Annotated in this window: 12 protein-coding genes; 7 read left to right on the top strand and 5 right to left on the bottom strand. The window is 66.2% G+C overall.

Annotation, left to right across the window (positions count from 1 at the left end):
• Window positions 1–145: 145 nt before the first annotated feature.
• From F622_RS0107045 to F622_RS0107030, 4 genes are all read right to left on the bottom strand, one after another.
• Window positions 146–793, bottom strand: a complete 648-nt coding sequence (locus tag F622_RS0107045) for a DUF4124 domain-containing protein (RefSeq protein WP_019571578.1) — start codon at window positions 791–793, stop codon at window positions 146–148.
• Between the two features lie 102 nt (window positions 794–895).
• A complete protein-coding gene (locus F622_RS0107040; RefSeq protein WP_019571577.1) occupies window positions 896–1,750 on the bottom strand; it encodes a hypothetical protein in 855 nt (284 codons plus the stop codon).
• Complete coding sequence (locus F622_RS0107035) at window positions 1,750–2,145, bottom strand: DUF2782 domain-containing protein (protein ID WP_018168881.1); 396 nt, start codon at window positions 2,143–2,145, stop codon at window positions 1,750–1,752. Before F622_RS0107035 ends, F622_RS0107040 begins: the two co-directional genes overlap by 1 nt.
• Window positions 2,145–2,870 carry a TIGR00730 family Rossman fold protein gene (locus F622_RS0107030; RefSeq protein ID WP_018168880.1) on the bottom strand — a complete coding sequence of 242 codons (726 nt, stop codon included), beginning with the start codon at window positions 2,868–2,870 and terminating at the stop codon, window positions 2,145–2,147. The genes F622_RS0107035 and F622_RS0107030 overlap by 1 nt, the downstream gene beginning before the upstream one ends.
• 144 nt (window positions 2,871–3,014) lie before the next feature.
• Between F622_RS0107030 and polA the strand changes: the two genes are divergently transcribed.
• From polA to F622_RS0107015, 3 genes are read left to right on the top strand one after another with little or no spacing between them, the layout of a single operon-like run.
• Window positions 3,015–5,717, top strand: coding sequence for a DNA polymerase I (polA, locus tag F622_RS0107025; protein ID WP_019571576.1), 2,703 nt, complete (start codon window positions 3,015–3,017; stop codon window positions 5,715–5,717).
• Entirely contained in the window at window positions 5,718–6,236 is a 519-nt protein-coding gene (locus F622_RS0107020; protein WP_018168878.1) for a hypothetical protein, read from the top strand.
• A gap of 11 nt (window positions 6,237–6,247) precedes the next feature.
• Complete coding sequence (locus tag F622_RS0107015; protein WP_018950927.1) at window positions 6,248–6,895, top strand: SCO family protein; 648 nt, start codon at window positions 6,248–6,250, stop codon at window positions 6,893–6,895.
• A gap of 282 nt (window positions 6,896–7,177) precedes the next feature.
• Here F622_RS0107015 and yihA read toward each other — a convergent pair whose 3' ends face one another.
• Window positions 7,178–7,792, bottom strand: coding sequence for a ribosome biogenesis GTP-binding protein YihA/YsxC (yihA, locus tag F622_RS0107010; protein WP_018950926.1), 615 nt, complete (start codon window positions 7,790–7,792; stop codon window positions 7,178–7,180).
• Window positions 7,793–7,952: 160 nt separating this feature from the next.
• On the opposite strand from yihA, the gene F622_RS0107005 reads away from it, so the two are divergent.
• The 4 genes from F622_RS0107005 (at window position 7,953) to F622_RS0106990 (ending at window position 12,747) form a co-directional block, all read left to right on the top strand.
• Window positions 7,953–8,576: a cytochrome c gene (locus tag F622_RS0107005; RefSeq protein ID WP_019571575.1), complete on the top strand. Its 624-nt coding sequence runs from the start codon at window positions 7,953–7,955 to the stop codon at window positions 8,574–8,576.
• A gap of 266 nt (window positions 8,577–8,842) precedes the next feature.
• Window positions 8,843–10,915, top strand: a complete 2,073-nt coding sequence (locus F622_RS0107000) for a cytochrome c biogenesis protein ResB (protein WP_018950924.1) — start codon at window positions 8,843–8,845, stop codon at window positions 10,913–10,915.
• Between the two features lie 26 nt (window positions 10,916–10,941).
• The gene (gene ccsB / locus F622_RS0106995) at window positions 10,942–12,114 is read left to right on the top strand and encodes a c-type cytochrome biogenesis protein CcsB (RefSeq protein WP_018948216.1); all 1,173 of its coding nucleotides are present in this window, start codon (window positions 10,942–10,944) and stop codon (window positions 12,112–12,114) included.
• Window positions 12,115–12,747 (top strand): thiol:disulfide interchange protein DsbA/DsbL, encoded by a 633-nt coding sequence (locus F622_RS0106990; protein ID WP_018145046.1) that lies wholly within the window; start codon window positions 12,115–12,117, stop codon window positions 12,745–12,747.
• Window positions 12,748–12,750 lie beyond the last annotated feature (3 nt).

Raw genomic sequence — 12,750 nt, 5'->3', positions numbered from 1 at the left:
GCGGGACGCTGAAGCCGAGGGCTGCGTCACACCAGAAGCCTGGCCGCCGACACCCTTGAAACCGAAACGCCCCAGAGTGGTGCAATAATAGCACCACTCTGGGGCGTCAACCGCACCACTTCGGTGCGCTATGCGAGTGCCGGCGTCAATTCGGGCCAGGCGTCACCGGCTGCGGCGCCCGGGGAGCCTGCGGTGCCTGCGGTGCTCCGCCCGACGGAAACTGCTGGGGCCGTTGCTGCTGTTGCTGACTGCGCGGGATGGCCATGCGCAGCACGTTGAACTCGATGGTATCGCTGGCGCCCAGTTCCTGACCCGACTCGTCCACGACCCGCGCCTGCAGGGTATAGGCACCGCGGTTCAGGCCCTGGAAGGTCGCGCTCGTCGAGGCCCCCTCGCCGGCGGCCTCCCCGTCCAGCAACCAGACCACGCGGTGGCCGGCATCGGCGTCAAGCGCCGGTTCAATCTCGAGCTCCGCGGTCACATTGCCATCGTTCGCCCGCACGCCCTCGCCATCCCCCGGCCGCGCGATGGCGACCCGCTGGTAGGCACCCTCCGCTTCGGGCTGACCGCGCGGGCGCACGGGGCGCTCGAGGATCTCGCGCGCGCCCTCCAGCGGCACGCCCCGCATCGGCTCACGCACATCGACCGATTCGCTACGGCTCCCCTCGGGGGGGCGGTCGCCGAAGTGGACATTGCCTTGATCGTCGGTCCAGCGATAGACGTCGGCACTCAGGAGCGCAGGGGCGAGAAGGGCGGCCAGGGGCAACGCCAGCCAGACAGCGATTCGGAACATGGGCTTTCCTCCTTGGAAGGCACGGATCCACGACCCCGCCTCGTTGTGTTTGCGAACGACTGGCCCAGGCGCCCCACACGTCAGTGCGGGCCGACTGGGCCCTCAAGCCGCGGCGCGAACCCAGATACCCTGCAAGCGAGCCGCTTCTGCCTGAAGGGCTGCCAGCCGTTCGCGCTCGGTGCGCCCATCGGCCCCGGCCTCCAGTGCGGCAAGCCAGTCGTCCAGCGCAGCCAGGCGCAGCAGGGTTGGCGCCGCCCCTCGCTCGATGGCGGTCAACGGCCGCCGTCCGTTATATCCGGACAGCAACGCCCGGTAGCCCTCGGCATCCGGCCGCCCCGCGTCATCCACGGCGACCGCCAGGGCGAGCCGTGCGACCTGCCAGAAGGCCGGCACCGGCGCGGGCGGGAGGACCAGATCGGCCAGGCCGGCGCCCTCCGGATAGATGCGGACCGTCTGCCAGACGCTTCCCGCCAGCGGCAGGTCCTCGAAACGGTACAGCCCCTGATGGTGCAGTTCGGCATCCAGGATCGTCCGCGATTCGGCATCCAGCGAAGACGTGATTGTGTCCGCACGCTCGCGCATCCTCTGCTGCAGCACGCCGCGGCGGTAGCCGTCTCCAGCGGGCAGGGCGCCGGCCGTGTGGCGGCCCTGCCAGTCGGCCGCGCGCTCGCCCAGGGCCTCCAGGCTGCCAGGCCCCTCGGCCGCGACCGTGCCCTGAATGGCCTGGCCACGCTCGAGCACCAGGATCACCTGCCCGGCCGCATCATCCGTACCCCGGCCGATCACACGGCCACAGCCAGCAGGGACCTCGCCGAGTGCCTGCTCAAGAGACGGCGCCGCAGCAGCCGGCAGGCGCAGGCACTGCACCGGCCGGCCGTCGAGTTCCGGCCCCTCGGGACCGACCGTCAGTGCCAGATCGGCAAGCTCGCCGCAGCGCTGAATTTCGGATTCATTCATTACCATCGGAAAATCACCCAGGACGGGGGTACAAAGTCGGGATCCAGCTCGTTGCGGCGACCATCCAGCGTGCCATCGCCGGTGGTATCGATGAGGTAGTAGGTCGGGCCGACCGCAGGCGTAACCTCGACCATCACCAGCTGGCCGCCCATGCGGTATTCGCGCCGCGTCTCGCCATCGCGCTCGATAATGATGATGTCGGCCTCTTCCAGGGAGCGCTGCTCGCGGGCGCGCTCGTCCAGCACCGGGGGCGGCGGATCGGCAGCCTCGTCCAGTTCCGGCGGCGGCGGGGCATCCCCCCACTCGCGGTCTTCCTGCGCCAGCGCCGAACCGGGCACCAGCAGCAGGGCCGCCAGCAGCGACAGGGGCAGGCTCAGGCGGGTCGGGGTCATCATCACAGCTCCATCAGTCGTTTCTTTTCTTCCGCGGACGGCTCGAAGCTGCGCGTCTCGTAGTGCTCGAAGATCGCGCTCACCACATCCTCCGGCGAATCTACCAACGAGTATAGCTGCAGGTCCTCCTGGTCGATGGTGCCCTGTTCCACCAGGGTGTCCTGGAACCAGTCGAGCAGCCCCTTCCAGAACTCGCTGCCCACGAGGACCACGGGAATACGCCGAGTCTTGCCGGTCTGCACCAGCGTCAGGATCTCCGCCAGCTCGTCCAGCGTGCCAAAGCCGCCCGGCAGGACCACGTAGGCGGATGCATACTTCACGAACATCACCTTGCGCGAAAAGAAGTGGCGAAAGCCCAGTCCCACGTCTTGGTAATCATTCGCACTCTGCTCGTGGGGTAGCTGGATGTTCAGGCCGATGCTGGGCGAGCGCCCGCCGAAGGCCCCCTTGTTGGCCGCCTCCATGATGCCCGGACCGCCGCCGCTGACCACCGCAAAGCCGGCATCCGACAGCTGGCGCGCGGTCGTCTCGCCCAGCTGGTAATAGCGATGCTCCGGGGGGAAGCGGGCAGAACCAAAGATGCTGACCGAGGGCTTGATGTGCGCCAGGCGCTCGAAGCCCTCCACGAACTCCGCCATGATCTGGAAGATCTTCCAGCTTTCGCGGGTCAGGGCAGAGTCATCAATCGGACGCAGGCCCGGGTGTTCGGCACGTTCACGGTTGTTCATGCGGCGGGTTCCTCGGATGGAGACTCAAGCGTAACGGGCGCCCCGCGTCCATACAAACGTATCCATACAAATGGCCCGCACGAATGGGCGCCTCACGGCCAGCCCTGTAGAATGGCGCGCGTTCCCTGTCCGGATTCCGCCTGCATGTCGCAACCGCCCCTCGTCCTGGTCGACGGCTCGTCCTACCTGTTCCGCGCGTTCCACGCCCTGCCGCCACTGACCGCGCCGGATGGCGCCCCGACCGGCGCGATGATCGGTGTGGCCAACATGCTGCGCAAGCTGCGCGCGGACTACGGGCCGGAGCACATGGCGGTGGTGTTCGACGCCAAGGGCAAGACCTTCCGCGACGACATCTACCCCGAATACAAGGCCACCCGCCCCCCGATGCCGGATGAGCTGGCGGCCCAGATCGAGCCCCTGCACGAGCTGGTCCGGGCGATGGGCTTGCCGCTGCTGTGCGTCGGGGGCGTCGAGGCCGACGACGTGATCGCGACCCTGGCCGACCAGGCGGCGCGCGCCGGCCACGCGGTGGTGATCTCCACCGGCGACAAGGATCTCGCCCAGCTGGTGGATGACCGCATCACGCTGGTGAACACCATGAGCGGCGTCACCCTGGACCCGGACGGCGTGCAGGAGAAGTTCGGCGTCGCCCCGGAGCAGATCGTCGATTATCTCGCGCTCATGGGCGACAGCGTCGACAACATCCCGGGCGTCGACAAGGTCGGCCCGAAGACCGCGGCCAAGTGGATCGCGAAGTACGGCGACCTCGATACCATCCTCGAACAGGCCAACGCCATCGGCGGCAAGATCGGCGAGAACCTGCGCGCGGCCACCGACCGGTTGCCGACCTCGCGCGAGCTGATCACGGTCAAGCGCGATGTCCCGCTGGATGTCGGCCCCGACGACCTCGCGATCCAGGAGCCGGACCATGACCGCCTGCTGGAGATGGTGCGCCGCTACGGCTTCACTCGCTGGCGTGCGGAACTGGAGGGCGGCAACGGCGAGGCCGCAGGCGACAACCCCGGGCCAGCGAAGGCACAGGGGAGCTACCAGACCGTTCGCGAAGAGGCCGATTTCGCTGGGCTACTGGAGCGTCTGGACAAGGCCGAGCGCGTGGCCTTCGACACCGAGACCACCAGCCTGGATGCGATGCGTGCCGAACTGGTAGGCATGTCGTTCGCGTTCGATCCGGGTACCGCGTACTACCTGCCGCTCGCCCATACCGGGCCGGATGCGGACCCGCAGCTACCGTTCGACGCGACGCTGGAGCGCCTGAAGCCGTGGCTGGAGTCCACGGACCACGGCAAGCTCGGACATCACCTGAAGTACGACCGCAACGTACTGGGGAATCACGGCATCACCCTGCGGGGCATCGTCGATGACACGCTGCTGGAGTCCTTCTGCCTGGACGCCGGCGCCAACCGCCACGACCTGGACTCCCTGGCCGAGCGCCACCTGGACTACAAGACCACGCACTACGAGGACGTGGCGGGCAAGGGCGCGAAGCAGATTCCGTTCGCCGAGGTGGATATCGGGATCGCGACCGACTACGCGGGCGAGGACGCCGACATCTGCCTGCAACTGGACGCGGTGTTCCAGCCGCGCCTGAAGGAAGCGGAAGGGCCGGCGTTCGTCTATCGCGAGATCGAGATGCCGCTGGTCCCGGTACTGGCGGATATCGAGCGTGCAGGCGTGAAGGTCGACCCGGACCAGCTCGGCGCGCAGAGCCAGGCGCTGCTGACCGAGATGGAGCGTATCGAGCGCGAGGCCTTCGAGGAGGCCGGTGGCGAGTTCAACCTCGGCTCGCCCAAGCAGATCCAGGAGATCCTGTTCGAACGCCTGGGGCTGCCGGTGCTGCGGCGCACGCCCAAGGGCCAGCCCTCGACCGCCGAGGACGTGCTGGAACAGATGGCGGGTGACTACGCCCTGCCACGCCTGATCCTGGAACACCGCGGGCTGTCCAAGCTGCGCAGCACCTACACCGAGACCCTGCCCCGGCGCATCCACCCCAAGACCGGGCGGGTGCATACGTCCTATCACCAGTCGGGCGCGGCCACCGGACGCCTGTCGTCGTCGGAACCGAACCTGCAGAACATCCCGGTGCGCACCGAGGCCGGGCGGCGCATCCGCCAGGCCTTCATCGCCGAACCGGGCCACCAGCTGCTGGCGGCCGACTACTCGCAGATCGAGCTGCGCATCATGGCCCACCTGTCGCAGGACGCGGGCCTGCTGCGCGCCTTCGCCGAGGGGCAGGACATCCACCGCGCGACCGCCGCCGAGGTCTTTGGCACAGAGCCGGACCAGGTCTCGAACGACCAGCGCCGGGCGGCCAAGGCGATCAACTTCGGCTTGATCTACGGCATGTCCGCCTGGGGGCTGGCGCGCAACCTCGGCATCGAGCAGGGCGAGGCGCGCGAATACATCGACCGCTACTTCAATCGCTATCCCGGCGTGCACGACTATATGGAGAAGGCCCGCGCCAGCGGGCGCGAGAACGGCTATGTCGAGACGCTCTTCGGCCGCCGCCTGTACCTGCCGGAGATCAACAGCCGCAACGGTGCCCGGCGCCAGCAGTCCGAGCGCGTCGCAATCAACGCCCCGATGCAGGGCACGGCCGCCGACATCATCAAGCGCGCGATGGTACGGGTCGCGAACGACCTGGCCGAGTCAGCAATCGAGGCCCGCATGATCATGCAGGTACACGATGAACTCGTATTCGAAGTCGCCGACGACGCACTGGATGCATTGACCGACCTCGTGCGCCAGGCCATGAGCGGCGCCGCCGATCTCGACGTGGAGCTGGTGGTGGATATCGGCGTCGGCGCCAACTGGGACGATGCGCACTAAATGACGGACGCGCCCGCCATGCGCTTCGATCGGGTCGCCCCCTGGCTGGTCGCGATCCTGTTGCTGGCTACGGCATGGGTGCTGGCTGATCGCTATCTGGACACCGGCGGTTCGGGCGACGTCACGATTCTCCAGCCAGGCGAGTGCGATCTGAACGTCGCCCCCTGCACCGCCACCCATCCGGCAGGCGGCACGCTCACCCTCGAGATCGCGCCGCGCCCGGTGCCGATGCTGCAACCCCTGGCCCTGACCCTGGATCTGGATGCGACCGCGCGGACCCACTTGGGCGACCCGGAGGCCCTGGAACTGGACCTGGCCGGGGTGGAGATGTACATGGGCTTCCAGCGCCCGCGACTGGAACATACCGGTGACGGGCGCTACACCGGCGAGACCACCCTGCCCATCTGCACCACCGAGGCCATGACCTGGGCCGCCACCGTAATGCCCGCGGGCGACCCCGATGCGGCCCGGGTCCAGTTCCGCTTCGTCACCCGCCGCAGCCACAGCGACACACCCTGAGGGAGATCGACATGCAGCGCATTCCGCTGAGCAGCCTGTTATGGGCGCTGGCCGTGCTGGCGGCCGGTGCCCTGCTCGTCTTCGTGATGCTCCGCCCGGCACCGCCGCCCGTGCCCCAGGGGGCCGACCACGAACGCCTGCCGGTGGCGGATGCGGTATCCGGCGGGCCGATCGAACTGCCGGTATCCACCGAGGGCAACCGGTTCCGGCTCGCGGACCTGGAAGGGCAATACGTCTGGGTGTACTTCGGCTACACCGCCTGCCCGGATGCCTGCCCCACCAGCCTGGGCTGGATCAGCGCCGCGCTGGATCGCCTGCCCCCGGAACTGGAGGACAAGGTGGCCGCGGTACTGGTGAGCGTCGACCCGGAACGCGACGACGCCCAGCGCCTGGAAACCTACGTCGGCCACTTCCACCCGGCCATCCAGGCCGCCACGGGTTCCCACGAGGAGCTACGCCCCATCACCGAACGCTACGGGGTGTTCTACGAACGCACCGAGATCGACTCGGCCATGGGGTATGTGGTGGATCACAGCTCGTCCACCTACCTGATCGGGCCCGAAGGCGAACTCCTGGAGATCCACCCGCACGGGACATCGGCAAGCGAGCTGGTGGCTACCTTGCAGGCCCGAATAGAGGGCCATGAGGGCCGCGAATAAGTTCGCCCCTTTCACGCAGGACGCCTGTGTGAGGCCGGGGCAATCGATTCTGTGAAAAAATTCGCAATCCAGACGGATCCGGCCGGAACTTTGCCCGGACGACGCTTTCTCACTTCATAAGCGCTCTAGCCCAGCGCGGCCCGCTTCTCTCCCTGAGCGGGCACTAGGCCTCTCCACCCCCTGTAGAGGCCGAAATTAGCCCCGGTCCCACCCCAAGGCCGGGGCTTCTTTTTGTCCAAGCCTCCTGACCCAACGCCTGACACCCGGCCCCATGCCCGTGGCTCAACCGGACTCGTGGTCAACCAGCCAGTCGCCGAGCAGGCCGCGCAAATCGTCCACGCCCTGGTTTTTCAGGGAAGAAAAGGTCTGCAGCGTCGCCTCCACGCCCATGACCTCGAGCTCGCCATGGGCCTTGCGCAGCTGCCGATCGGCCTCCTGGCGCGAGAGCTTGTCCGCCTTGGTCAACACACAGTGCAGGCGGCAGCGCTCCAGCGGGACCCACTCCAGCAGCTGGCGATCCAGGTCCGTCAGCGGGCGGCGGATATCCATGATCAGCACCAGCCCGATCAGGTTTTGGCGCGTCCGCAGATATGCCCCCAGCAACTGGTCCCACTCGGCCCGCTTGCCGGCCGAGACCTTGGCAAAGCCGTAACCCGGCAAGTCCACCAGCCGCCAGTGCTCGGCCGGCGGCAGGCTGAACAGGTTGATCTCCTGGGTGCGTCCCGGTGTGCGCCCGACCCGCGCCAGTGCCTTGCGCCCGCACAGGGCATTCAGGGCACTCGACTTACCGGCATTGGAACGCCCGGCAAAGGCGATCTCGACGCCGGCATCCTCGGGGAGCTGGGATAGCTGAGCCACCCCGCGCATGAAGGCGGTCTCGCGGAATCGGGGTTGCATGGGGGGATACAGTCCTTGGCCGAGTGCGGGGCTCGGTTTATTTTTGAGTACAAATTAGCATTGTGCTATAAACTGCGCCCCTTATGTTGATCGCCCTACCATGGGGCACAAGGAACGGGTCGAGACCCGGCACGCATTTACAAGCAGGAGATTCTCCATCATGAACCACAAGCTTTCCGCTCTCTTTGCTGCCCTGTCCGTATCCCTGCTGCTCCCGCTGTCGGCGGCCCAGGCGGGCGATCCTCAGCGCGGCCAGGAACTCTCCCAGTCCTGCGCGGCTTGCCACCAGGCTGACGGCAACAGCGTCAACCCGGAATGGCCCAAGCTCGCCGGCCAGCACCCGAAGTACACCACCAAGCAGCTGCAGGATTACAAGTCCGAGCGCCGCGTGAACAGCCTGATGCTGGGCCAAGTCGCCAACCTGGACGAGCAGGACATGCGCGACCTTGCGGCGTTCTACGCCGAACAGAGCATCAGCAGCGGCACCGCCGACGAAGAAGTCGTCGAGCGCGGCGAACAGATCTACCGCGGCGGCATCCCGTCGCAGAATGTCGCCGCCTGCATCGCCTGCCACGGCCCCAACGGCAACGGCAATCCGGAAGCGATGTTCCCGGCCGTCGCCGGCCAGCACGCGCAATACAGCGCCGATCAGATGCGCCAGTTCCGCAGTGGCGACCGCGCCAACGACAACGGTCGCATGATGCGCAATGTCGCGCGCAACATGTCGGATTCCGACATCGAGGCCGTGTCCCAGTACATGGCCGGCCTGCAGACCGGTAACTGATCCGGTCCGCAGTTGCGCCGCGCAGGATCGGCGGCGAAGCGACCCAGGGAAGGGGCGGCCTCGGCCGCCCCTTTTTGTTGGGCGCAAGAAAAACACGCTTTGCGGGAATGCCTTCGTAGCCGCTTGCGTCATGGTGGGGCACGACCGAACTCCTCGGCACGCCATCGGTCCACCCAGTGCTCGCGGAACGCCCGTGCAGTTTGTCTTGGAAATTGAACCCCCTCGGGTTGCTTCGCATAGTCGCCAGGGTTAAAGCAGGTTTCAGAATGTCGAATATCGATCAGGCCGCAGACGCCAGCCCGTCCTCCGCATCTCGCCAGAAAGCCGCCCGCAAGCCGCGGCGTAGCCGCATCCTTGTGGATTTCATGGGCTCGATGACCCTCGCGATCACCTTGTTGGTGGCGCTCGCGATTGCGTCGGTCATCGGCACTGTCCTGGTACAGAACGAACCCTATACCGAGTACCTGATGGACTACGGTCCGTTCTGGCACGAGATCTTTGCCGGCATGGGGCTGTACCAGGTCTATTCGGCCACCTGGTTCCTCCTGGTCGTCGCCTTCCTGGTGATCTCCACGTCATTCTGCGTCTACCGCCAGACCCCTGGATTGATCAAGGATCTGCGTCGCTACAACACACAGGTCAAGGAAAAGTCGCTGCGCTCGTTCAATGCCAGCGCCGAGGCGGACCTGGATCAACCGCAGGATGAATTCCTGCAGCATACCCACCGCGTACTCAAGGCCCAGGGGTTCCGGGCCCGCGAGAAGAGCACCGACGGCCAGACCGTCATTGCCGCGATGCGCGGGCGCTGGAATCGCCTGGGCTACCTGCTGACCCATGTCGGTATTGTCGTCATCTGTGTCGGTGCCCTGGCCGATGGCACGACCCTGCTCAAGATCAACGAATGGCTGGGGAACCTGGAGATCGAGACCCGCAGCGTGCCGATCTCCGAGGTCCCCCGCTCAGCCTGGATCCCGGACTGGAACCCGTCCTTCCGCGGTTCGGTGGAGATCCCCGAGGGCGCCTCGGCCAACGTGGTCTTCCTGCCGATGCGGGAGGGCTATTTCGTCCAGGAACTGCCGTTCCGCATCGAACTGGAGGAGTTCCGCATTGAGCGCTTTTCCACCGGCGCCGAGAGCTCCTACGAATCGGACCTGATCATCCACGATCCGAACCGCGACGAGCCGCTGCGGCATACGATCTCGGTCAACTATCCGCTGATCTACAACGGCTACGCCATCTTCCAGGCCAGTTTTGCCGACGGCGGCACCCGCCTGGACATCGACGCCATCCCGCTGGGTCCCGAGGCGCTGCAAGCGCTCGAAGTCCCCGGCCGCGTGTTCCAGGAGATGGACATCCCGACCCCGGATGGCGATACCCGTACCATCGAGTTCACCAACTTCCAGCTGGAGAACGTGGTCCCGCTCCTGAATGAAGAAGGCGTGCGCGAAAACCGGCACATGGGCCCGAGCTTCGACTTCCGCCTGATGGATCGCACCGGCCATGGCCTGTACTACCGCAACTACCAGCGCCCGGCCCTGCAGGAAGGAGCGATGTATTTCCTGAGCGGCGTGCGCGAGAGCCCGGCCGACGAGTTCCATTACCTGTTCCTGCCGGCCGATGCCGACAACTCGCTGGAACGTTTCCGCACCTATCTGGCCATGCTGCACAACCCCGAGGTGCGCAACGAGATCGCCCGCCAGGTCGCCCGTGACGACGACACCGTCGAGGGGTCGCAGAACCAGGCGATTGCGCAAACCGCGGCCGAGTTGATGGGGCTGTTTGCCCAGGGCGGCTACATGGCCGTGCACAACGAGATCGAACGCCGCGTCCCGGCCGATCGCATCGAGGAAGTACGTGACCTGATGGTCCGCATCCTTCACGCCGGCCTCCAGGGGCTTTACATGGAGGTCCTGCAGGACGAGGGTGTGGTCTCGATCCAGGAAGAAGAACAGCGCTTCCTGGAGGACACAATCTCGGCGATCAACGCGATCAGCCTGTATCAGTCGCCGTTCTTCTTCCACCTGAAGGACTTCGAGCACCGCGAGGCCTCGGGCCTGCAGATCGCCCGCGCCCCGGGCCAGAGCACGGTGTACGTCGGCAGCACCATGCTGATTGTCGGGATCTTCCTGCTGTTCTACGTGTCCTATCAGCGCCTGTGGATCATGGCGCGGCGGCGCGAGGACGGCGAAGGCACCCACGTGGTGATGGCCGGCACCAGCAACCGCCATCAAGTGGAATTCGAGGAACGTTTCGCGCATCTTAAGCGCTGGATCATCGATCAGAAGCCAGTCGGCAACGCCGATGACAGCACCCGTGAATCAAACAACAAGAACGACTAGAAGTTAATCAGTCGGAGGAGCGATCCATGTCAGTACCCCACGAGGCCCTGGATTTCGAACGGCCCGGCATCTTCCGGCGCATTCAGCTGCGCGACTGGGCGTATATCGCCCTGACCATCGCGGTCGGCGTAATTGCCTTCTGGCAGTACGGCCACATGATGGACCGCTACGACACCGGCGGCCTGATCCTGGCCGTGGGTCTCAGCGCCTGGATGGGCTGGTTCTGGCGACCATGGCAGGCCTTCTCGATCATCGTGGGCGTACTCGCACTGTTCGGGATCTGGTTATACGCCGATGACCTCGCCCGCGGCAGCACCAACTTCTGGCTGAACTACGTCGGTTCCGGTCAGGCCGGTGTCATGTGGATGAGCGTCTTCCTGTACCTGTCCACAGTCGCCTACGTCACGGGCCTGTTCAGCCGCTCCGACTTCCCCACCCGCGTCGGCGGGGCTTTTGCCTGGATCGGCGCCGGCGCCGGCTTGATGGCCCTGCTCGTGCGCTGGCGCGAGATCTACCTGACCGACCCGACCTGGGGCTACATCCCGGTGGCCAACCTCTACGAGGTGTTCATCCTGCTGGCCGCCATGACCACCCTGATGTACCTGTACTACGAGAGCCGCACCGGCCAGCGCACCATGGGTGCGTTCGTGATGCTGGTTATCGCCGCGTCGGTCACCTTCCTGCTGTGGTACATGTTCAGCCGCGGCGCGCAGGAGATCGAACCCCTGGTCCCGGCGCTTAACAGCTGGTGGATGAAGATCCACGTGCCCACCAACTTCGTTGGTTACGGCGGCTTTGCCATCGCCGCCATGCTGGGCGTGGCCTACCTGATCAAGCACCGTCTGGAACGGACCCGCCCGGACGCCGCCATCACCCAGCGCATTCCCAGCAAGGAAGCGCTGGATAGCGTGATGTACAAGGCCATCGCAATCGGCTTCGCCTTCTTCACCATCGCCACCGTGCTCGGCGCGATGTGGGCCGCCGAGGCCTGGGGCGGCTACTGGACCTGGGATCCGAAGGAGACCTGGAGCCTGATCCTGTGGCTGACCTACGCGGCCTGGCTGCACATGCGCTTTACCAAGGGCTGGCGCGGTCCGGTCATGGCCTGGTGGGCGATCATCGGCCTGTTCGTCACCACCTTCACCTTCCTGGGTGTGAACATGTTCCTGTCCGGCCTGCATTCCTACGGAGAACTGTAAATGAAGCGTCGTGAATTCATGGGCGCCCTGGGCGGCGCCGGCCTGCTGCTCGCCACCGGTACCAGCCTCGCGGCCGAATACCGCGAAGGCCAGCACTACCGGGCCATCCAGCCGCCGCTCGACACCGGCCTGGAGGACGGCAAGATCCAGGTCGTCGAGATCTTCTGGTATGGCTGCCCGCACTGCTACGAATTCGAGCCCAAGGTCCAGGCGTGGAAGCCCGGCCTGGCCGACGACGTACAGTTCGAATACCTGCCAGCACCGATGAACGATGTCTGGGCGCTGCATGCCCGGGTGTACTACACCGCAGAAAAGCTGGGCGTGCTCGACGAGGTGCATCAGGCGTTCTACGACGCGATCCACGATCAGGGCCGCCAGCTGCGCTCGGAAAGCGCCATCCTGCGCTTCATCAACCAGCGCGGACTCGACGCCGACGAATTCCGCGAAACCATGCGCTCCGACGCGATTCGCCAGCGGATCGTCGAGGCCACCGAGGCGGTGCAGGACTACGCCGTGAGCGGCGTGCCCACCCTGGTCATCAATGGCGAGGCCAGCGTCTCCGCCAGCATGGCCGGCGGGCACGACGAAATGCTGGAGGTTGCCGACTACCTGATCGAACGTGCCCGCGGCTAACGC

The organism is Thioalkalivibrio sp. ALMg3 (assembly GCF_000381225.1).
GTDB classification, from domain to species: Bacteria; Pseudomonadota; Gammaproteobacteria; order Ectothiorhodospirales; family Ectothiorhodospiraceae; genus Thioalkalivibrio; species Thioalkalivibrio versutus.
Note: the sequence above shows the minus strand (reverse complement) of the source record. Positions and strands in the feature narration are given on the sequence as shown.

What these genes read in the sequence shown, in the direction of transcription:
- F622_RS0107045 (WP_019571578.1), bottom strand. Translation starts at nt 793, where the DNA reads ATGTTCCGAATCGCTGTCTGGCTGGCGTTGCCCCTGGCCGCCCTTCTC.
- F622_RS0107040 (WP_019571577.1), bottom strand. Translation starts at nt 1,750, where the DNA reads ATGAATGAATCCGAAATTCAGCGCTGCGGCGAGCTTGCCGATCTGGCA.
- F622_RS0107035 (WP_018168881.1), bottom strand. Translation starts at nt 2,145, where the DNA reads ATGATGACCCCGACCCGCCTGAGCCTGCCCCTGTCGCTGCTGGCGGCC.
- F622_RS0107030 (WP_018168880.1), bottom strand. Translation starts at nt 2,870, where the DNA reads ATGAACAACCGTGAACGTGCCGAACACCCGGGCCTGCGTCCGATTGAT.
- polA (WP_019571576.1), top strand. Translation starts at nt 3,015, where the DNA reads ATGTCGCAACCGCCCCTCGTCCTGGTCGACGGCTCGTCCTACCTGTTC.
- F622_RS0107020 (WP_018168878.1), top strand. Translation starts at nt 5,718, where the DNA reads ATGACGGACGCGCCCGCCATGCGCTTCGATCGGGTCGCCCCCTGGCTG.
- F622_RS0107015 (WP_018950927.1), top strand. Translation starts at nt 6,248, where the DNA reads ATGCAGCGCATTCCGCTGAGCAGCCTGTTATGGGCGCTGGCCGTGCTG.
- yihA (WP_018950926.1), bottom strand. Translation starts at nt 7,792, where the DNA reads ATGCAACCCCGATTCCGCGAGACCGCCTTCATGCGCGGGGTGGCTCAG.
- F622_RS0107005 (WP_019571575.1), top strand. Translation starts at nt 7,953, where the DNA reads ATGAACCACAAGCTTTCCGCTCTCTTTGCTGCCCTGTCCGTATCCCTG.
- F622_RS0107000 (WP_018950924.1), top strand. Translation starts at nt 8,843, where the DNA reads ATGTCGAATATCGATCAGGCCGCAGACGCCAGCCCGTCCTCCGCATCT.
- ccsB (WP_018948216.1), top strand. Translation starts at nt 10,942, where the DNA reads ATGTCAGTACCCCACGAGGCCCTGGATTTCGAACGGCCCGGCATCTTC.
- F622_RS0106990 (WP_018145046.1), top strand. Translation starts at nt 12,115, where the DNA reads ATGAAGCGTCGTGAATTCATGGGCGCCCTGGGCGGCGCCGGCCTGCTG.